Annotated in this window: 22 protein-coding genes; 4 read left to right on the top strand and 18 right to left on the bottom strand. The window is 61.3% G+C overall.

All coding sequences use genetic code 11. The annotated features are described in order from the left end of the window. Nucleotides 1–156 precede the first annotated feature (156 nt). Complete coding sequence (locus SGJ19_03645) at nucleotides 157–879, top strand: SDR family oxidoreductase (GenBank protein ID MDZ4779328.1); 723 nt, start codon at nucleotides 157–159, stop codon at nucleotides 877–879. A 26-nt stretch (nucleotides 880–905) separates the two neighbouring features. Here the strand turns inward: SGJ19_03645 and SGJ19_03640 are convergent, their stop codons facing one another. The 13 genes from SGJ19_03640 to SGJ19_03580 form a co-directional block, all read right to left on the bottom strand. Next, nucleotides 906–1,253: an STAS domain-containing protein gene (locus tag SGJ19_03640; protein ID MDZ4779327.1), complete on the bottom strand. Its 348-nt coding sequence runs from the start codon at nucleotides 1,251–1,253 to the stop codon at nucleotides 906–908. Between the two features lie 315 nt (nucleotides 1,254–1,568). After that, nucleotides 1,569–2,204, bottom strand: a complete 636-nt coding sequence (locus SGJ19_03635; protein MDZ4779326.1) for a phosphopantothenoylcysteine decarboxylase — start codon at nucleotides 2,202–2,204, stop codon at nucleotides 1,569–1,571. A gap of 94 nt (nucleotides 2,205–2,298) precedes the next feature. Further along, nucleotides 2,299–2,562: a DNA-directed RNA polymerase subunit omega gene (locus SGJ19_03630; GenBank protein MDZ4779325.1), complete on the bottom strand. Its 264-nt coding sequence runs from the start codon at nucleotides 2,560–2,562 to the stop codon at nucleotides 2,299–2,301. A gap of 12 nt (nucleotides 2,563–2,574) precedes the next feature. Then, nucleotides 2,575–3,150, bottom strand: a complete 576-nt coding sequence (gene gmk / locus SGJ19_03625; protein ID MDZ4779324.1) for a guanylate kinase — start codon at nucleotides 3,148–3,150, stop codon at nucleotides 2,575–2,577. Nucleotides 3,151–3,411: 261 nt separating this feature from the next. Next, nucleotides 3,412–4,296, bottom strand: coding sequence for a YicC/YloC family endoribonuclease (locus SGJ19_03620; GenBank protein MDZ4779323.1), 885 nt, complete (start codon nucleotides 4,294–4,296; stop codon nucleotides 3,412–3,414). An 87-nt stretch (nucleotides 4,297–4,383) separates the two neighbouring features. After that, the gene (secG, locus tag SGJ19_03615; GenBank protein MDZ4779322.1) at nucleotides 4,384–4,860 is read right to left on the bottom strand and encodes a preprotein translocase subunit SecG; all 477 of its coding nucleotides are present in this window, start codon (nucleotides 4,858–4,860) and stop codon (nucleotides 4,384–4,386) included. 38 nt (nucleotides 4,861–4,898) lie between these two features. Then, nucleotides 4,899–5,654 (bottom strand): triose-phosphate isomerase, encoded by a 756-nt coding sequence (gene tpiA / locus SGJ19_03610; GenBank protein MDZ4779321.1) that lies wholly within the window; start codon nucleotides 5,652–5,654, stop codon nucleotides 4,899–4,901. Further along, nucleotides 5,651–6,688, bottom strand: coding sequence for a 3-deoxy-7-phosphoheptulonate synthase (aroF, locus tag SGJ19_03605; GenBank protein MDZ4779320.1), 1,038 nt, complete (start codon nucleotides 6,686–6,688; stop codon nucleotides 5,651–5,653). The genes tpiA and aroF overlap by 4 nt, the downstream gene beginning before the upstream one ends. 142 nt (nucleotides 6,689–6,830) lie before the next feature. Beyond that, complete coding sequence (gene pheA / locus SGJ19_03600) at nucleotides 6,831–7,934, bottom strand: prephenate dehydratase (GenBank protein MDZ4779319.1); 1,104 nt, start codon at nucleotides 7,932–7,934, stop codon at nucleotides 6,831–6,833. A gap of 105 nt (nucleotides 7,935–8,039) precedes the next feature. Then, the gene (locus SGJ19_03595; GenBank protein MDZ4779318.1) at nucleotides 8,040–8,183 is read right to left on the bottom strand and encodes a hypothetical protein; all 144 of its coding nucleotides are present in this window, start codon (nucleotides 8,181–8,183) and stop codon (nucleotides 8,040–8,042) included. Nucleotides 8,184–8,187: 4 nt separating this feature from the next. Then, the gene (locus tag SGJ19_03590; protein MDZ4779317.1) at nucleotides 8,188–8,562 is read right to left on the bottom strand and encodes a hypothetical protein; all 375 of its coding nucleotides are present in this window, start codon (nucleotides 8,560–8,562) and stop codon (nucleotides 8,188–8,190) included. 86 nt (nucleotides 8,563–8,648) lie between these two features. Then, the gene (locus SGJ19_03585) at nucleotides 8,649–9,827 is read right to left on the bottom strand and encodes a sialidase family protein (GenBank protein MDZ4779316.1); all 1,179 of its coding nucleotides are present in this window, start codon (nucleotides 9,825–9,827) and stop codon (nucleotides 8,649–8,651) included. Between the two features lie 272 nt (nucleotides 9,828–10,099). After that, nucleotides 10,100–10,543 (bottom strand): hypothetical protein, encoded by a 444-nt coding sequence (locus tag SGJ19_03580; GenBank protein ID MDZ4779315.1) that lies wholly within the window; start codon nucleotides 10,541–10,543, stop codon nucleotides 10,100–10,102. Nucleotides 10,544–10,671: 128 nt separating this feature from the next. Between SGJ19_03580 and sppA the strand changes: the two genes are divergently transcribed. Next, entirely contained in the window at nucleotides 10,672–11,760 is a 1,089-nt protein-coding gene (gene sppA, locus SGJ19_03575; GenBank protein MDZ4779314.1) for a signal peptide peptidase SppA, read from the top strand. 12 nt (nucleotides 11,761–11,772) lie between these two features. Here the strand turns inward: sppA and SGJ19_03570 are convergent, their stop codons facing one another. The 5 genes from SGJ19_03570 to SGJ19_03550 form a co-directional block, all read right to left on the bottom strand. Next, complete coding sequence (locus tag SGJ19_03570; GenBank protein MDZ4779313.1) at nucleotides 11,773–12,141, bottom strand: DUF5615 family PIN-like protein; 369 nt, start codon at nucleotides 12,139–12,141, stop codon at nucleotides 11,773–11,775. Further along, nucleotides 12,138–12,368 carry a DUF433 domain-containing protein gene (locus SGJ19_03565; protein MDZ4779312.1) on the bottom strand — a complete coding sequence of 77 codons (231 nt, stop codon included), beginning with the start codon at nucleotides 12,366–12,368 and terminating at the stop codon, nucleotides 12,138–12,140. The genes SGJ19_03570 and SGJ19_03565 overlap by 4 nt, the downstream gene beginning before the upstream one ends. 37 nt (nucleotides 12,369–12,405) lie before the next feature. Further along, the gene (locus SGJ19_03560) at nucleotides 12,406–14,199 is read right to left on the bottom strand and encodes a lysyl oxidase family protein (protein MDZ4779311.1); all 1,794 of its coding nucleotides are present in this window, start codon (nucleotides 14,197–14,199) and stop codon (nucleotides 12,406–12,408) included. A gap of 119 nt (nucleotides 14,200–14,318) precedes the next feature. After that, nucleotides 14,319–14,720: a fluoride efflux transporter CrcB gene (gene crcB, locus SGJ19_03555; GenBank protein ID MDZ4779310.1), complete on the bottom strand. Its 402-nt coding sequence runs from the start codon at nucleotides 14,718–14,720 to the stop codon at nucleotides 14,319–14,321. A 154-nt stretch (nucleotides 14,721–14,874) separates the two neighbouring features. Next, nucleotides 14,875–17,379: a PEP-CTERM sorting domain-containing protein gene (locus SGJ19_03550; protein MDZ4779309.1), complete on the bottom strand. Its 2,505-nt coding sequence runs from the start codon at nucleotides 17,377–17,379 to the stop codon at nucleotides 14,875–14,877. A gap of 284 nt (nucleotides 17,380–17,663) precedes the next feature. Here SGJ19_03550 and SGJ19_03545 point away from each other — a divergent pair, with 284 nt between their 5' ends. Both SGJ19_03545 and SGJ19_03540 read left to right on the top strand, forming a co-directional pair. After that, entirely contained in the window at nucleotides 17,664–18,716 is a 1,053-nt protein-coding gene (locus SGJ19_03545; GenBank protein ID MDZ4779308.1) for a hypothetical protein, read from the top strand. 110 nt (nucleotides 18,717–18,826) lie between these two features. Continuing rightward, nucleotides 18,827–19,611 (top strand): hypothetical protein (locus tag SGJ19_03540; protein MDZ4779307.1); only part of this gene is annotated, 785 nt, incomplete at its 3' end.

The raw sequence follows: 19,611 nt of genomic DNA, 5'->3' as shown, positions 1-19,611 counted from the left end.
GCCACGCAACGCGGCGTCGACTGGCACATGAAAATCACCGACGCCCGCTATAAACTCAAATCGGTCTACCCCAAAATCAAGGTCTGACGAAACACTAGCTTAGTTATGGCGTCGCGGCTACAACCACAGTCTCATGCGTCTCGAAGGGGAATACTCATGCGACTCGAAGGTAAAGCGGCGGTGGTGACTGGGGGCGGGAGCGGGATTGGGCAGGCGATCGCCTGGGCCTTGGCCGCCGAAGGGTGCAAGGTGATGGTGGCCGGGCGCGGCAAAGAACAGCTCTCCGAAACCGCGGCAAAGCATTCTACGATCCTGACTTGCCAGGCCGACGTGGGAAATCGCGAGCAGGTGGCGGCGCTGTTTCAGGAAGCTGGCTATCGGCTCGGCCAGATTCACATCCTCGTGAACAGCGCCGGCATCAATGTGCCGAAACGGATGATGCACGAGCTGAGCGGCGAAGACTGGGACCGGATGTTCGCGATCAACGTGTCCGGCGCGTTCAATTGCATGCGCGAAGTGCTGCCGCAGATGCGCGAACGGCGGGACGGCGTGATCATCAATATCTCGTCGACGTCCGGCAAGCGCGCGAGCTTGTTGGGAGGCGTGGGCTATAACGCCTCGAAATTCGCCATGACGGCGCTCGGCACGAGCGTGTCTTTGGAAGACGGCCGCAATGGCGTGCGCGTAACGACGATCTGCCCCGGCGAAGTGGAAACGCCGATCCTGAAAAACCGCCCCACGCCGCCGACATCCGAACACCGGGCGCGGATGCTCCAGCCGGAAGACGTCGCCGCCGCGGCGCTGATGGTGGCCTGCCTGCCGCCGCGTGCGAACGTGGCGGAGCTAGTTATCAAGCCGACGACGCAGGATTACGCGTAGCTCTAGTCAAGTCGAGGCGCTGCACGTCAGTCTTGGCGGAGCGCCGCGATGGCCGCCTCGCGGGACTTGACGAAGTCCCAGAGCTCCTCGAGATTCGCGGCCGTGAGTACTTTTTCGCAGAATGGTTGCAGTCCACAGAGGACCATTTTGCCGCCGCGCGCCCGTAATTGTTGCGAAGCGTTGGAGAGGATATCGATAAAGCCCGAGCCAAAGTACTTGGTCCGCGAGAAATCGCAGAGCATCAGCGGTGGACGGTGTTCCGCGGCGTCCAGCAGCTCTCTCCGCGTGCGGTCCATCGCCGGCTCGTCCAAGGCATCGTATTCCGGCTCGAAGCCGATGATGGTGATGCCGTCGATTTCGTCGATGGAAAGCATGGGGCGGCCGTGACAAAGGTGAGCTTCGAGTCTAAATCACCGCGCCGGTCGATTCAAGTCATTCGTCACGCTTGCCTGCCACGAGGACGAGCGCCATCGCCGCCAGGCCGAAAAGCATCACGATGCCGACCAGGGAACAGGTAACGCCCATCGATTTAACCTTCGGAGTGGCCCGCGAAACACGCGAAATGACGCGAAAAAAAATCGAGTTGGTTCAAGTTGCATTGCCGTGCTAAATCGAACAACTTCCAGCTGAGCGAATCCCTGGTCGCTGTGCCGCGAATTCCTTTCGCGTGTTTCGCGGGCTAAACTGCCTTACTCGGTGGCTCGGATCAACCGCTGTTCGATGATTGCGAAGATTTGTTTGGCCACTTCCGATTTGGGGCCCGCATGGGCGGCGATCACCGCGCCATGCGGGTCGAGAATCTCGACGCTGTTATCTTCCGAGTGCATGGCCTCGGGGCCGTTGAGGACCATCAGATCGCAGCTTTTGCGTTCTAGTTTGGCCAGGGCGCGCAGGCGCTGATCGTCGGTTTCCAGGGCGAAGCCGACGACCCATTGGTGGGTTTTGGAGGCGCCGAGCGTGGCGATCACATCGGGCGTTTCAATTAGATGCAGCAACAGCGGTTCGCCCGTCTTGGCGATCTTGTGATCAGCGACACGTTCGGGGCGGTAATCGCAGGGAGCGGCGACGCCGATGACGCCGTCGACTTCCGGAAACAGGCGCTGGCAGATTTCCAACATCTCTTCGGTCGAGACGACGTCGTGGACCTGAGCGCGATCCGGATAGGCGACCAGCACCGGTCCGGAGACGATCACCACATCATGTCCGCGGGCGAGCGCGGCCTCAGCCAGTGCTTGGCCCATGCGCCCGCTGGAGGCGTTGGTGAGATAGCGGACCGGATCGAGGTATTGTCGCGTCGGCCCGGAGGTGATGAGGATGCGGGCCATAAGAAGGAAGTGATGAGTGCGGAGTGATGAGTGATGAAAGTTTTCGACTCATCACTCATCACTCCGCACTCATCACTTGTTTTGGTAGCGATGCCTACAGGTTCGCCAGATCGAGTTCGGGCGGGCCGCCGGCCTCGGTCGATGCGCCGGTGACGCGGAGATTGTTCGAGGCGTCGAGGTAGATCTTGTCCTGCATGATCTCTTGGATCACGATCCGCAGCTTGTCGGTGCTTTCGGTTTGAATCAGCGGACGGTGTCCGCCATTGAGGGCGACCAAACGCTTCTGGATCAGGGTGGAGAGCTTGAAACGGCCTCCGACCTTGTTGACGATCTCTTCCTCGCGCAATTCGTCGATCATCGCGATTCCTTATCAAGAGTCAGGGGTCAATATGCGACACAGTTCGGCGACCGCGAGTTCCACGTCATCATTGATGACCTGATAGCGATACCGTTCGATGGACTTTAGTTCTTCGGCGGCCACGGCCAGCCGGCGACGCAGGGCATCCTCGGTCTCGGTCCCGCGCTCGCGCAACCGCCGCTCCAATTCGGCCATACTACTGGGCCGCAAGAAAATCGTCACGGCGTCCGGATAGTGCTCGAGCACGGCGAGGGTGCCGTGAACGTCAATCTCTAAGACTACCCATTTCCCGGCGGCCAATCTAGGGGCCACCTCCCCTTTCAGGGTGCCATACCAGTCGCCGCGGCCGTAAACCTCGCAACATTCGAGAAATGCGCCCGAATCGCGCCGACGGGCGAACTCCTCCGGAGCGAGGAAATGGTAGTCCAGGCCGTTCTGCTCCCCGGGCCGGGGCTGCCGGGTGGTGGCCGAAATGCTGGCGACCAGCGGGGCGGACGCCCGTTGAAACACCTCGCGCAGGACCGTTGTCTTCCCGGCCCCGGAGGGCCCGGAAATAACAACGAGCTTACCGGGCGAGTTGGAAATCATGGCGGAAGTATCAATTTGAACCGCGGAGGCGCTAAGACGCGGAGCGGACTGTGGGGAAATTTGAATTTCTAAATTGGAATGTCGAATCAAATTTGAATGACGAAATCCGAAGGGAGATAGTTAAATCCAACTTGGCAATTTACGGGCTGCGTCAACACCCCGAATCATTCGACATTCGAACTTCGACATTGATTCGACATTCAGATTTAGAAATTTGTCATTCCTCTTCCGCGTCTCAAACCCTCCGCAGTTCAAAGCGCATCACTCCACGTTCTGGATTTGTTCCCGGATCCGTTCGATCGCAGTCTTGATCTCGATCACCTGGCGGGCGATTTCGACGTCGTTGCACTTAGAGCCGATGGTGTTCGTTTCGCGGAACATTTCCTGGGTGAGGAATTCCAGCTTGCGGCCGGCGCCCTCCTCGTTCTGCATGATGGTTTGGAACTGCTCCAGATGGCTGGCGAGGCGGACGGTTTCCTCGGAGATGTCGCTCCGGTCGGCGTAGACGGCCAGCTCTTTGATGAGGTCCTCTGGAGCGAGCGTAATTTGAAACTCCGCCAGCGACCGATTCACGCGCTCCGTGAGCCGCGTCCGATAAGCGTCTTGCACGACCGGCGCGCGGGCTTCGATCTTTTTGAGTTCCGTCGCGATGACCAGGCGATTGGTCTCCAGGTCGGCCGCCATCGCGCGTCCTTCGTCAGCCCGCATCTTGGCAAGATTGCCGAGCGCGGCGTCGAGCGTCTCTTTGATTACCGGCCAAACTCGCGAAGCGTCGCTGGCCGTGGCGATTGATTCATGCACCACGCCGGGGAGCGCCAGCATGTGCGCGAGCGGGAGCGGATCGGGGAGCTGCCAGCGCTTTTGAATCGCTTCGAGTTGCAGGCGATAGCCGTTGAGCACTTCGGCGTCGAGCCGATAATCGTCGGGGCGATGGGCGCGATCGATGCGGAGCGTGACCTGAATGGTGCCGCGGCGAACTTGCTCGCGCACGACGGATTCGATTTCGCCCTCCAAGGCGTTAAAGCCCTCGGGACAGCGCAGCGAAAGCTTGAAGTAGCGGCTGTTGATCGTGCGCACTTCGACGACGACCGACAGTCCCTCGACCGTGCGGTGCGCCTCGCCAAACCCAGTCATGCTCAGCAACACAGGACGCCACCTCTTACTTGCCGGCATGTCGATGAATGGTAATAGCGCTGTCGGACGACAGCGCGCGTGATTACGCTTACGCGGCGACTACTTCGCAGCATCGCCGACGGGGGCCGAGTTCTGGTCCTCGAAGTCCTTGTCACCTGTGACTTCGCCCTGCGTCGCCGTGCCATTAACCGGAGGTGGCGTATTCGCCGTTCCCGTCGCTGCCGCGTCTCCTGCGCCGGTTACGGGAGTTTTCGTCGGGTCAGTCACCGGTCCGATCGTCGACGGAGCGTCCTTCAGGTGATTGACGTTCGCCCCAGATGCGCCGGCGAAGGCCTTCGTGCCGGTGGAGTTGTATTTCACCGTGCAGATGCAAAGCAAAATCCAAACGCCGGCCGCGATCGAGGTGGCCCAGAAGATGCCGCCGGCCTTCGCGCCAAAGGCGCTTTGGCCGCCCATGCCGCCGAGCGCGCCGACGAGACCGCCGCCTTTACCCCGTTGAACGAGGATCAGCAAGACGAGGAAAATCGACGTCAGCAGCAACAGTCCGGTCAACAAATAGCCAAGTGCGTCCCACACGGTCGGAAACCCCAGGGGTTGAATGTGCGAAGTTGATCTTACCCAGCGGCGGCGATAATGCCGCCGAAGTCGGCACTGGTGAGGCAGGCTCCGCCGACCAGAGCGCCGTCGATGTTCGGCTGCTGGAGCAGCGACGCGGCGTTGCCGGGCTTGACGCTCCCGCCGTATTGAATCCGCACCGCCTCCGCTGTCGCCGCATTGTATCGACTGGTCAACAACTTGCGAAGATCACGATGGACCTCTTCGGCCTGTTCCGGCGTGGCCACTTTGCCGGTGCCGATGGCCCAAACGGGCTCGTAGGCGATGACAGTCTTGACCATCTGCTCGGGGGTTAGCCCGGCGAGCGACTCGGCGAACTGCCTTTCGATCACCGCGCCGGTTTGCCTAGCTTCCCGCTCGGCCAGCAGTTCGCCGACGCAGACGATGGGCGTCAATCCGGCGGCCAGGGCCGCATGCGTCTTGGCGTTGATCTCAGCATCGGTCTCCCCGAATACGTGGCGGCGTTCGCTGTGGCCCAGAATCACGTACTTGCAGCCCAGATCGAGCAGCATCGCAGCGCTGACCTCGCCCGTGAAGGCGCCGTTCGCTTGATGGGCCATATCTTGCGCGCCCCAGCCCCAGCGCGTGCCGGAAAGGACGCCGCGGACGGCGTCGAGGTACACAAACGGAGGGCACACGACAACATCCACCCCGGGCTTGTCGGCCGCGAGGGGCTTCAGTTCTTCTGCGAGCCGGACCGCCTCGGCCCGATTGAGATTGATCTTCCAGTTGCCGACGATCAGCGGTCGTCTCACGCGGGAACTCCTTCGAGTGCGGAAATCTCTTTACCCAACAATTTGGCGAGGGCGGCGATTTGCTTGGCGAGGGCGGCGTATTGCTCCGGCAGCAAGGCCTGCGGTCCGTCCGAAAGCGCCTTTTCCGGACAGTTATGAACCTCGATGTGGACGCCGTCCGCGCCGGCGGCGACGCCTGCCAGCGCACAAGGCGGAATCAGATCCGGCCGCCCCGTGGCGTGGCTCGGATCGACGATGATCGGCAAGTGCGAGAGCGCTTTGACGGCCGGCACGGCGGCGACGTCGTACATGTTCCGGGTTTCGGTATCGAAGCCCTTCACGCCGCGCTCGCAGAGCACGAGTTGCGAATTTCCTTGGGCGAGGATGTATTCGGCGCTCATCAGCAGGTCTTTGATCGTGGCGCTCATGCCACGCTTGAGCAACACGGGCTTTTTCGTTTGGCCGACTTCGCTCAGCAGCGTGAAATTCTGCATGTTGCGAGCGCCGATCTGAATCATGTCGGCGTACTCGGCCACCATCTCCACGCGGCGCGGGTCCATCACCTCGGTGACGATCGGCATGCCGTGCTGATCGCCGACTTCGCGCAGCAGTTTAAGGCCGTCTTCGCCCATGCCTTGGTAAGCATAGGGGCTGGTGCGAGGCTTGAAAGCGCCGCCGCGGAAGATGTTCGCGCCGGCCGCTTTCACCGCGGCAGCGATAATGTGCATCCGCTCGGCGTCTTCCACCGCGCACGGGCCGGCGATCATCGCCAGATGCCCGCCGCCAATCTTGATGCCGGCCACGTTGACGATGCTCGGCGTGGGATGCGCTTCCAGACTGGCCAGTTTAAAGGGGGGCAAGATCGGCACCACGTCGGCTACTCCAGGAATCGCGGTGATCGGCTCTCCCTGCAGTTTCCGCTCGTCGCCGATGACGCCGATGATCGTGCGGTAGGTACCACGGCTCAAATGGGCCTTCATCCCCAGCGACTCGATCCGCTCAATCACATGCCGAATCTGATCTTCGGTAACGTTGCTTTTGAGAACAATAATCACGGTAGCGGGTCCAAGTCCTGCGGCGGGATGGGGGGACAGTTTGAAGTTTTCAGTGTTCAGTTTTCAGTGTTTGGACGCCAAGTCCTCACTGAAAACTGAACACTGAAAACTTCAAACTCCCCTAAAAATCGAATCCATCAGTCTACTCGCGGGCCGTCGCCCTTGGGTAGGCCCCCAGCACCACCAGCCGTCGGGATTGGGGCTCCAACTCGGCGATGGCTTTGCGGACCGCCGGGTCGGTTTCGTGCCCTAGGAGCTCCAGGAAGAAGAAATAGCGGCCTGGTTCGGCGGGGAAGGGGAAGGACTCGATCCAGGTGAGGTTCAGCTTGTGCTTTTTGAAAATCTGCAGGGCGTCGGCCAGCGAGCCGGGGCGGTGCTGCAGGTCGCACATCAGGGCCGTCTTGTCGTTCCCAGTCCGGGGGCCCGAATGCTGACCGATAACGGCAAATCGAGTCTGGTTGGCGGGGTTGTCCTCGATGCTCTCGGCCAGCACTTCCAGGCCGTAATGGACCCCGGCTTCAAGGCTGGCGATCGCTGCGGCGCCGGGTTTTTCGCGGGCCAACTGGGCGGCAGCCGAAGTGCTCGTCACCTCGATCGGCCGGGCTTGCGGCAGGTGTTTGGCCAGCCAGTTGCGACACTGCGAGATCGCCTGCGGCTTGCTGTAGACCTCGGTGACATCGCTCCGCGGACATTTGCCGAGCAGGTTGTGGTGGATCGGCAGGGCGACCTCGCCGCAGATTTTCATCGGCAGTCGGGTGAAGGTGTCGAGCGTGTCGGTGATCCGTCCGTCGGTGGAGTTCTCGATGGGCACCACCCCGTATTTCGCATGCCCGCGATTCACTTCCTCGAACACGGCAACAATATTGCCGACCGGCACCAGATCGGCGGAGTGCCCGAATTTCTCTAGTGCAGCGAGGTGGGTGTAACTGTACATCGGCCCTAGATAGGCGACCCGCTGCCGCTGATGGCACGCGTCGATCCCAGAAAGGAGCTCGCGGAACATCGACGCCACGGCGCGGTCCGCGAGCGGCCCCTGGTTGTGGACCGAAACCAGGTTGTGATAGTCGATTTCGGAGAGATCAGAGTGCGTCGGCCCGCCCGCCTTGATGACCTGTCCGCTCAGGCGCGCCCGTTCATTGGCGAGCTTAATCAACTCCCGATCGACCCGCTGGATTTCGGTGGCAAGCTTGCCTGGATCATTCTTCGCGGAGGCCGCGGCGGGCTTTTTCTTGGGGGCTTTAGCCATGTGAGAAAACTGAGCGAGCGTGTATTTAGCGTGGCGAATTGACGCCGTTATAGGGTCGGCTGGGCAAATGTCACGAAATCCCTCAAGAACTGCCGACGTCAGCAATTACGGCCGCTTGCGGTACTTCGCAAATGTAATGATCACTGTCGCGACTCCGACGATCGCAAACGCTCCCAGGCCAAACATCCACCAATGCGGCTGGTCCACCTGCAGATACGTGTCGTGGATGAAAACGTCCGCGAGCGTCATTTGACTACACCGGTAGTTCGTAGGACGTGGTGAAGCGACCTGCATCCGCCGCACTAGAATCGTACTCCCGCGCTTCCATGCTTTCGATCAAAATCGGCGAAGGACTTCGGGGAGAGAGGTGCAATTCCGCCACGGCCACATCGTGGCCCGCGGCAAACATGCGGAAGTATTCGCTTTCTGCGGGCGTGAGCAGGTTGGCCAGGTTACGGTCGGCCGTGGACTGCTCGACCTGGATGTCGATCGCTTTCGTCAACATGGCAGCCGCTGCTTCCTTCGTGGAGCCATCTCCACAAAGATCGAATTCCAGGCAGCGGGCGATCCAGTCGCCGTCGTCGTCCCGGTAGAAAACGATCCGCAGGGGGATGCGTAGTGCGTCCATGGTTTGCCACCGCGAATGGAGAGTTGCGTTTTAGCCCGGCTTCGCCGCCTCTATTCTACGTCAAAACGCCCTCGAAACGTGCTACCTCAATCCCCCGCCAGTACCCACTCTTCGTTCGCCACCGCGTGCTTCATGCTTTTGCCTTCCTCGACGAAGTAGCTGTACACGAAGTGCAACATTCCATCCTGGCCCTGAATGATGGCCGGGTAGTGATACGAGCCTTGCTCCTGTTTTTCCAGATGCCGGGTATGGGGCCAGGTGCGGCCTTCGTCGGTGGAAATGGAGACCGCCAGGCTGTTGCGGCCGCTCGTGGTGTCGTTGTAGATCATGGCCCAGTGGCCGTTGGCGAGCCGGACGGCGTCAATGCCAGCGCCGGGGTTCGGCAGGTCGATGGTGCCGACTGGGCCCCAGGACATCCCGTCGTCCTTGGATTCCGCCGCGCGGATTTTTTCGAGCGGGCCGTTCTCGCGCATGTAGGCCACCAGCGTGCCGTCGTCGCGGCGCAACACCGCCGGTTGGATGTTGCCGAAGCCCGCCAGCGGCTCGCTGCCGAACCAGGTTTCGCCGCCGTCGTCGCTGATCGCCATCAACGAGACCGAGTAGAGGTCCGTATAGAGTGGCAACAAGATGCGGCCACTGGGCAGCACCGTTGGCTTGCAACGCGTTTGCCAGCCGAGGCGCGAGGAAAGTTTATCCACGACGTGTTCTTCGACGTACGCGGCGACTTTCTTTTCTTCTTCGCCAACTTTGCCCAGGGCCAGGCGTTCTTTCAGTCCGGCAAGTATGCGCTCGGCGAAGCGTTCGGGCTTCAAGAAGATCGACCCGCGCCACGACCACTTGGGACAGCCATCGGCGCTGTACTCGTCCGACACGAGATACTGCGTGAGGCACGATTCCCAGGAGTTGGCGATTACCACCGGCCAGAACAGCCACAGCCGTCCCTTGCGGTCGACCCAAAGCGCCGTGTTGCCGTCCGGAAAGCCGGGCGTATCGACCATCAGAAAAGCGTCGCTCCAAGCAGTTTCGCCCCTCCGCTGGCGCGAACCGAAGACGGCCACGTCGTCGGCCTTGCGCTCGCCGGACCCGCGATACCACGAGACGATCAAGTCGCCGTTCGGCGCTTCGGCGATGCCGGGCGCATGATTGTGTTGCGGGTGGAGCGGGAAGACCAGCTCGGCGCGGAAGACAGGTTCCGCGGCGCGGGTGACCGTAGCTGCAACACAAGCGAGCAGTGCCAAGGTGAGAATCGTGATCGTGCGCGACATGAGTCCGCTCCGCTAGCTAAACCGAGGAGAAGTTCAAATCTGTGGGAGGCGTCTCCGACGCCGACACGTTGGGCATTGGCGTCCGATGTGTGTCCCACCGGCGACGTCCACTCCATCGGCGTCGGAGACGCCTCCCACAGCTTAGTTGCTGGTCACCGGGAGTGTAGTTGGCCGTCGGCGCGGTTGCTAGGTGGCCGCGGAGACTTCCTTCGCGGTGTTCGAGGCGAGTGAACGGAACAGCCAGCCGCCGAAGCAGCCGACTGCCATGGTCATCAGGCAGTTCGCCGTGCGTTGGGTCCAATCAAACATTGGCCCCAGGTCGTCGGCTGACCGGCCTGGCGCCGCAGGAGGATCTGCTGGATTTCTTGGTCTGTCGGACCTCCGTCGATCCATCCTCGGAAGCGCAAATTTTCTACGACCTCGTAAACACGCCGGGCGACTTGATCCGTGGCGTGTTGCGGTCCAGGCAGACTCCGGTACGAATGGTCGAAGGCCATCAAAAAATAGAGAATGCCGGCGACCGCGTAACCTCGGGCGAATTGCTGCTTGGCGCCGCGCGCGGCCCAGGCGGCGATGACTGCGTAGAGGAGCGTTCCCCAGACGATCGAGTCCTGGACAGTGCTCCACCAGGGGGATTGGCCGGAGAGTGTGCCAAGGGCGACCGCAATCACGGCCGAAAGCAACATCAGCGACTTGATACTGAAGTTAAAGCGCATGGCGATCCTCCGGTGGGATGGAACTGGCCAGTAATACGCGGCGCCGCGCCTGTTGGTGCGCGCCTGCCATCGCGTACAATGTCCGGGCACGCTCGACATTTCGCAATCTTGTTTCGAAAGTTCGTCCGATGGAATTGCCGTATCAGCCCGCCGCCTCGCATGCCGCTCCGATCGTTCCCGCCCAGATGGTGGTCGAGCGCCCGATTCACTACGGCCCGCCGCCGCGGCCGGGTTTGTTCCGTTGGCTGTTCAGCCGCGGGGTGTCCGTGGCACTGATGATCTCGCTGATTGCGAATTTCAGCATGTACACGATGTTCCACAGCTATTTTCAAACCGGCACGTCGCTGGAGGAAAAGTTCGTCGAGGGGGACTGGCGCTCGCCGGATAAGATCGCCGTGATCACAGTGGACGGCGCAATTTTGGATGGCGAAGGCTTTGTCAAATCGCAGATCGACCAGGTGCGGCAAGACGAGCACGTGAAAGCCGTCGTCTTGCGCGTGGATTCTCCCGGCGGCAGCGTGACGGCCAGCGATCAGCTCTATCACGAATTGAAGAAACTGCGTGAGGAGCGCAAGCTGCCGATGGTGGTCAGCATGGGCGGCATCGCGGCTAGCGGCGGGTACTACGTCGCGATGGCCGTGGGGGACGAGAAGGATTCGATCTTCGTGGAACCGACGACGTGGACCGGTTCGATCGGCGTGATCATTCCGCACTACAACGTGGCCAACCTGATGAAGGAATGGAACGTCGAAAACGATTCGGTGAAAAGCCATCCGCTCAAGGATCTCGGCAGCTTCACCAAGCAGATGACCGAGGAAGAACGGGGAATTCTTCAGGCGCTCGTGGACGACAGCTTCTTGCGCTTCAAAGACATCATCAAAGCAGGTCGGCCGAAGTTTCGCGACAACCCGGCGGATTTGGACAAGTTGGCCACCGGCCAGGTTTTCACGGCGAAACAGGCGCTCGAAAACGGCCTGGCGGACCGCGAAGGTTTCCTTGCCGCGGCCGTGGAGCGCGCCGCGGAGTTGGCGAATATCCGCGCCGAGGAAGTGCGAGTGGTCAAATACCAGCGGATGATGAAGCTGACGGACGTGTTTCTCGGCCCGACGGCCACCGCGAGCCGTTACGAGGACTTGGCGAAGCTGCTGGATCTATCGACGCCGAGGGCGTACTACATGACCTCGTGGCTGCCACCATTGGCGACGAGCGAACGGTAAGGCGCTACGTTCTCATGGACGCAGCGGTAGCAGTCGTATTCGGGACTGCGCCTCGTCGATTACGAGCAATGCGCCGTCCAGCAATTGGATTTCGTATGCGCGCAGAATCGGAAACAGTAGTGGTCCGAGATAGTTCGTGCGCAGGTTCTGCGTTCTCACCTGCACCACGCTCGGACAGCCAGCTCGATTTAGCGCGAGCATTGTGCCGAAGTCAAGATCGTTCGTGAAGACAATGAGGCCATGATCACGAGCATAACTCATGATGACGTCGTCTTCGGCAGAGGGAACGCCGACCTGGCTCCAATGAATCGCGCCCCAACCTTCCGCGGCAAAAGCCTGTTCCCAATTCGGCGAAAGGTTCATGTCAATTAGGAATTTCATGGCCGCACAACCGGCGCCTCAATTTCCTCTGCGCGCCAAGCCGCATAGGTAAGCGCTTCGCGGATATCCTCCGCTTCGAGGTATGGGTAGTCTTTCAGAATTTCTTGCTTCGTATAGCCGCTGGCAATGAGTCCCACGACCGTGCCGACCGTTACTCGCATGCCGCGAATGCAAGGCTTTCCGCCCATGACGAGAGGGTCGAAGGTGATACGAGTCAATTTGTTCATCGTTTTTTCCTTGGGCGACAACGCGTCTCATCCTGAATTATACGTCGTACGCGCCGGGCGAGGGACGCCATCTGAAATGCTGACGGACGCGGGCGTCAAAAAAGTCACGGATAGCGTCGGATAAATGATGCGTCGGAGTCTCAATCCGCGCCAAGAGGTCAACTGCAAAAACATCGCTTCTCCGTTCCGCTTGCCCGCCAATCGCCACGACTGCCGCAACCATCGTCTCCTCCGGCAAACTCCCGCCGAAGTTGTTTCTCACCGCGTTCAGGTCCGTCACATCGACGTCGCCGTCGAAATCGGCGTCGCCGGCCAGATGTTCGCCGTTCGCGCCGAAGTGGTTTCTGACCGCGTTCAGATCGGTCACATCGACCTGGCCGTTGTGATCGGTGTCGCCGTGTAGCAGCGGTGCAAGCGCGATGGCAAGTTCGTAGCCGGGCAGGCTCGTCGCGCTCGCGTTCGCGACGCGAAAATACAGCAACTGACCATGAACTACGTCGATCGCCAATTCGGCCAGACCGGGTTTGCTGGTCGATTCGCCGATCAGCGAGTGCAGCATGTCGTAGACGCTGAGTTCGACGTGAGCCGGATCGTGGTCGAAGGTCGATTTCAAGGTCAGGCGGCCGCTGGCGGGCGAAGTCCAGCGGAAATAGTCTTCGTCCGTCTCCGAATGCAGGCTCAAGTCGGTGATGGTTTGCGTCAGCGGATCCAAGTGGGAGGCCGTGGCGAAGTTGTCGTTAGACTCCCAAGCGTCGGGAAGCACTAGCGTGCCGTCCACGTCGATCGAGAGCGCGTATTCCGCATTCACGGCGTTGTCGAATCCAACCACCTTAACGAAGATCGCTTCGCCGGCGGTCAAAGTGAGCGTGATCTTTTCGGAATTCTCGGCGCCTTGCGAGGCATCGATCAGCCGGCCCGATGCATCGTACACGAACAGGTCGATATCACCCGCCGCGTGACGGAAGTTGGCGATGATGTCGACCGAGCCGGCCGCCGTCGCCGTCCATTTGAACCAATCCTGGTTGCCTGGCGCATGGATGGAAAGATGCTCCAACTGCACGGGGCCGGCCCCCAGACTTGCGGCGGATGCCCGCGCGTCGTTCGGTTCGAAGGCGTCAGGCTCGAGCGGTCGCGGCGCTTGGAGGTCGATCAAAATACGCGCAGTATTATTGCTGTCGTCGCTTTCCCGCAGCCGATTCTCGGGATCGACGACCACTTCCAGCCAATAGGCGCCCTCGGGAACGCCGGTTACATCGATCCATTGATCGGGAAGTTCACGATCGTAAATGTCGGCCCACCCGACGGACAAACCTTGCGTCGTGTCGCATTCGGCGAAGGCCGGCTCGTCGGGCGCTCCGGGCAGCGTCAAGTCGTAGTCCAGCAAATCAAGCACGCAGAAGCTGGTCTTGCCGCCCGTCGCGACCACGTCGCCGACGCCGTTTTCGGACGTCAATGCGCGGAGGTTGTATTCCGCGAAGCCTGCGAAGTGGACGTGGTCATGCTCGGGATGGTATTCGAACTCCCCGGCGAGGCGTTCTTCGTGCGAGCCGTCGCTCAACTCGATGCGCTGAAAGACGTCCTGCGTGCCGTTTTCGTGCGCCGCGCCGCCGTTCAATTCCAGCGGTCCGGCGCCGACATTCGCCGTCGCGGTCGAAAGCAACAGCAACGTGCGGCCGTCGCCCTGGGCTTCGACCGTCCAGTCGTCCATCAATCCCAAATGTTCATCGGCCCAGGGAATCAAATCGGGCAGCAGCGCCGTGCCGTTGAGCAGCACCCGCGATTCGAGCTGTTCCCACAGTTTGCGCCCCGATCGGGCTCGTCTAGAGGTCATGGATGCCTATTCCGGGAGCATTTTCCGAGCGATTCCGACCGCGATGTCCTGATGCACGCCATAGCACATGCTAGTTGCGGGGAGCGGCAACGCAAACGATTGTTGCGGCAAGTTCAACGCTAACCGACCGCGCGCCCCATGGCCACGCCCAGGACGATCGCCGTCAGACCGGCGATAAGTTGAGCGGCGATGTTTCCGACGGCCCACCAAGGCCCGCGGCTAATCCAGAGCTCGTAAACGTCGAAGGCGAAGGTGCTGTAAGTCGTATACGCCCCGCAAAAGCCGGTCAGCAGGACCAGTCGCATCACTTCATCGCCCGGTTGCTGCATCTGCTCAGGCTTGATGTAGCCCATGGCGGCGCCAAAGACGATGCAGCCCAGCGCGTTGACGACCAGCGTGCCCAGCGGCCAGGTGCGGCCGAGCGAAGATTGCACCAAATATCCGGTTCCCCAGCGCGCCAGCGCTCCGCAGGCGCCGGCCAAGGCAACCAGGAGCACGCGAAACCAAACGGCGCTCAGCATGGGGTTTGTCTCGAGAGGCGTAGTCCGTTCCGGTGCGACGCCATTCGACTCCGTCCCTGTCGGCTCGGTCAAGATCAACGCGTGGCGTCAACAAAAGCGGCCCACGAAGCCGAAGCTTCGCGGGCCGCGAGGGATAGACGACAAGAATCGGCGACTACCGCTTCCGGCGAACCACGGCCAGCAACGCCAGCGCGCTGCAGGAAGCCATGATCCAAGTGGACGGCTCCGGCACGGCCGAGGCGCCGCCTGGAACAACGCCGAAGTTGTTACGGACGTTGTTCAGGTCGGTAATGTTGACGTCGCCGTCGAAGGGCGACGTGTCGCCAACCACCGGGTTGCCCTGGCTACCGAAATTGTTGCGGACGTTGTTGAGATCGGTGATATCCACATCGCCATCGCCGTCGGTGTCGCCGGGCTGATCGGGATTGGAGATGCTCCCGTACTTCACAATGCCCTGACGCAGCTCGCCGTTGGCGGAATACTCGAAAACGAGATCGAGTTCTTCCATCGGCACTGCGGCGGCGAACAAATCGCCGATGGACAGCGATGCGCCGACGTTGACCGCTGCCGCGCCGGAGATATTGGTCTCGCTGATCGCACCCGGTCCTGGGGAAGCCGACAACCAGCCGGCGCCGAGGCTCGACCAAGCGCCGTCCAACAATAGATTGTCAGACAAGATGCTGTAGCCGTTGAGCGAGATGGAAGCGCCCACCAGGTTCGTAATCGACGCCGCGCCTGAATCCGGGTCAACGGCCAGGACGAGCGTGTTGTCGACCTTCAAGCTCGCCGTTTTTTCCGTATAGGCCAGGCGATATTGCAGCCCGTCCGCCAGGGCTGGCGCGGAGCTGGTGTCGAGACTCGCGAACTCGCCCTTCATCGTGGCGGAGTCGATGAGGTCGTACTCCGCGCCATAGGCCGGAGAGAAGTTGGAGCCTTCGACCTTCAAGACCGGCGCGACGAGGTTCGCATGACCGGCCACGACAATCGGACTGTGATCGCCGCCCGAAATCTCCGCGATCAGCGTGCCGCCCAAATCGAGCGTGCCGACCGTGAAGGTTGCCGTTCCGCCGGAAATCTTCGTGGTCCGGCCCAAGCGGGCGATCGTCTGCACGGCGACGATACCATTGCCGCTGAGGTTGAGGTGGCTATCCTGGCCGCTGACGTTCAACGCAAATGGGGAAAAAGTGCCGCCCGGCAATACGTCCAGAGTACCGGCGCCGTATCGCCCGATGTAGGCGAATCCGTGATTGTCAAAGGACTGGACAATACCGAGCGAGCCGCCGGCGCGAATCTCCAGCGCACCGGATTCACCGGCTGCGTCGCCAAGGATCAAACCGGCGGCGGGATCAACGCTGACGTCAACGTAGGCGCGGCCGCCGTTGTTGATGACGCCGTATTCATTGCCTGCGATCGGTTGGCTGGGCACAAACTGGGGATTCCAGTTCATGGCGACATTCCAATCGGCCGCGGCCGGTCCCGCCGGTACCCAGAGATTCTCGACATACTCGTTCTCAATCGGATCCTGAGCGCTGGCCCATGACGACGAACACGCGAGTACCGCAACGGCCACAAGGCCCGCGAGAATCCCGCGCCCTGAACGGCGGCGTCGCACGAGCAGCGTCGCCCCGCAGGCTAGCGCTGCAAGTACCAGCGTGCTGGGTTCGGGCACCGTGCGCAGCGGCTGGCCATTGGCCAACTGGTACGAGGTGCGGAAATCGACGAAGTCGGCCAGATTCACCGCACCGTCGAAGTTGATGTCGCCGTCGACAAATCCGCCCGCTTGGTTGAAGCCGGCGCGGAGAATGTCGTAATCAGCCGTGTTGACCAAATCGTCGCCGTTGAAATCGCCGGACGTGCCGTCGATCACGGTGTCGATGTCGACCAAAAAGCCAATGTGGAAGCCGTTGCCCGATGCTGGAGGAATGCTCAACACTTGCTGCAGCAACGCGTAGGAAGCGTTCGCATCAAGCTGCCGTGTGCCGGAATGAACATCCGAGCCGCCTTCATACGGATCGGTGATGTCGTCGAGCTGGCCGCCGCCGTAGGCGATGTAGACCGCCTCGGGTACAGACGGATCAAAAGGATGATCGCCGACCAGCACGCCCAAGTCCGCCAACACGAATGACATATTCGCGATGGGCACGCCGTTGTTCGTCCAATAAAAGTAAAAACTCTGGCGCTGGAACAGCGGCGTGGCGCCTGGCGCCGCATGCAGCCAATCCAGCCCGTCGATGGTAAAGCTGCTGTTGGCAGCGGGGCTGTTCGCAATCCATTGTCCGTCCAGCGGCTCGAACGAGAATTCAACGATTTCGCCCGGGTTATGCCAGTCGAGCAATTCGAAGACGGTTTGACCGTCGATCCCGGCGGCTTGTACCGCGTTCAGATCAAATCGTCCCGGGAATTTCACGGCACGTTCATTGATCCGCAATTCGCCGACGTTCTCGGCGATGCCGTCGAAGGTGAGGTTCAGGGCCGGCGATTCAAAGGTGTAAATCTCGCCCGTCTCCGGCTCTTTCACCACGCCGAAACTGTTGGGGAAGTTCTCGCCCGAGAACGTGTACGTGTCGCCGTACGGGGTGGGATGCCCCCAGGACGTCACCGCAGTCAGGCAGCACAGGACTGCCGCGCCCGCACTCACTCGAAGTTGTCTCAATGTCATGGATCCGCTCTCCGGTGCGCCGCCTGCATGGCGCCCAATGCACTAACCACCCCCAGACTGGTTACTCCGCGTCCCCAGTTTCACAGCGGGTGGCGCCTTTCTTGTCCAATTTCCAGCCTATCAAAGGCAAGATTTATGGACAACGAAAATTATGCGAATTATCGCCTTTTTGTCGACACCCAGGACCCAGTAGGCAGGTAGCAATTAGGCGCTCGGCGGTAAATCACGATCCGACTATATCTGGATTGCCCCAGCCACTATGCTGACGCCGCTATTTACACAGGGTGCAGAAGGACGCTGCCGCCGTGTTGATCGACGTCGCGCATAAACGCTGGGGATGGGCCACCGGCGCGCTAGGCCTTGTCGCCGCCTTGGCTTACGCGCTCTATGCTCGGTCCACCCCCGGCGGCGGCGTGGGCGGAAGTTGGCAGGGGCTGCTCTTTGGCCTCGCCGGTTCCGCGCTCATGATTTACGCCGGGTTGCTGGGAGTACGCAAGAAGTTTCCCCGCTGGCGAATCGGCAGCGCGCAATCCTGGCTGCGCGGGCACATCTGGCTCGGGCTACTGAGCGTGCCGCTCATCCTGTTCCATTCCGGCTTTCGGCTGGGCGGGACGCTGGAACAAGTGCTGTGGGCAGTGCTCGCGGCGATCACGTTGAGCGGTGCGTTAGCGCTCGCCCTCCAGCAATGGTTGCCGCGGATGATGACGGTCCGCGTGCCGCGGGAGACGTATTACGAGCAGGTGCCGCATGTCTGCGCGCTGTTGCAATTCGAGGCCGATGCGCGGCTGGCCGATATCTGCGGCCCTTGGCCGTTCGAACGGCCGCCGCTCGTCGAGGAAGCGCGTCGCAAAGCCTACAAATACGTCGTCTATACGAGCGAAATCCCAGCAGAACCGCCGCCAGAACCCGTGGCCGCCCCGGTCGCTCCCACCCAGGAACCCGCCGGCGGAGCAGCGACCGCCGTCAAAGCGGCCCCCAAACCGACGCCGAAACCGCGCGGCCCGCGAGTGCCGATGGCGGCGCCGGGCAGCGCTCCGCTGAGGCAGGTTTACGAGAGCAAGGTCCGGCCGTTTCTAGGCGCTTCCTGGCAGCCCAGTAGCGACCTGACCGATGCGCCGACGACCGAAGGGCTATTCGCGCAATTGCGTGCCGAATTGCCCCCAGAATTTCATAGCGAACTGCAAATGCTGTGGGACGCCTGCGACGAACGCCGAGAATTGGCAGAGCAGGTCAAGTTGCATCGTCTGCTCCATAGCTGGATGTTTCTCCACGTGCCGCTGACCTGGGCGCTGCTGGTCTTGGGCGTCGCTCATGTCGTGTCCGCGTTGTATTGGTAGTGGGGAAGTAGGTGAAGTAGGTAGTAGGTGAAGTAGGGCCGCTTCGACATTTTGATTGTTCCTCATCGCTGTCGCCATTCTCAATGCCGTTTCTTCGTACCAGTAAGTCTTTGTCCGAACGTGTCGCGGCCGAGTTGCCGCCGCGCGGGCGCGGGCTGCGCGGAGCGCGAAGATTCGCGTGTTGGACCTTGGTGGCGCTGGCGGGGTGCTGGTTGTTGTGGCAACAGCGCGCAGGGAATGATCGCGTGTTTCACGCCGGGTCGATTTCCCAGGCGCATCAATTTATTGCCAATGATTGCGCGCGTTGCCATCAAGAGTCCTGGCAACCGCTGCAGCGACTGGTGTCGTTCGATAACTCGGCGACGTCCACGCCCGACGCCGCCTGCATTCAATGCCACGCCGGACCGCAACACAACGAGCATCCGTCGGCACAGATGGCGCACTGCGCGCATTGCCATCGCGAACATCATGGGCAAGCGGCGCTGGCGGCCGTCGACAATCGCTTTTGCACCGCTTGCCATGCGGACCTGAAAGAAGACGCGATCGCACCGTTGCACTTCGCCGCACAGATCGCGGATTTCGCCCAGCATCCAGAATTCGCATTGTTCCGCGCGGATGTTCCGCCGGCGACGGATTCAAGCACGCAGCATGGCGTGCATCAGGTGGCGCAATGGAGCGCGGGTGGCACGTCGCCTGCGTGGCGCGACAAATCGGCGATTCGCTTCCATCATCAAAAGCATCTGCAGCCCAGCGATCCGCGCGGGCAGCCGACGCCAACCGGCGCGTTCGAGCATCTGGATTGCCAGAGCTGCCACCAGCCCGACGGCGCCGGGCAGTACATGCGGCCGATCGCGTACGAACAACATTGCGCACGCTGCCATCCATTGAACTACGG

The organism is Planctomycetia bacterium (assembly GCA_034440135.1).
GTDB lineage: Bacteria > Planctomycetota > Planctomycetia > Pirellulales > JALHLM01 > JALHLM01.
The sequence above is the reverse complement of the archived record's forward strand: the minus strand, read 5'-3'. Positions and strand labels throughout refer to the sequence as shown.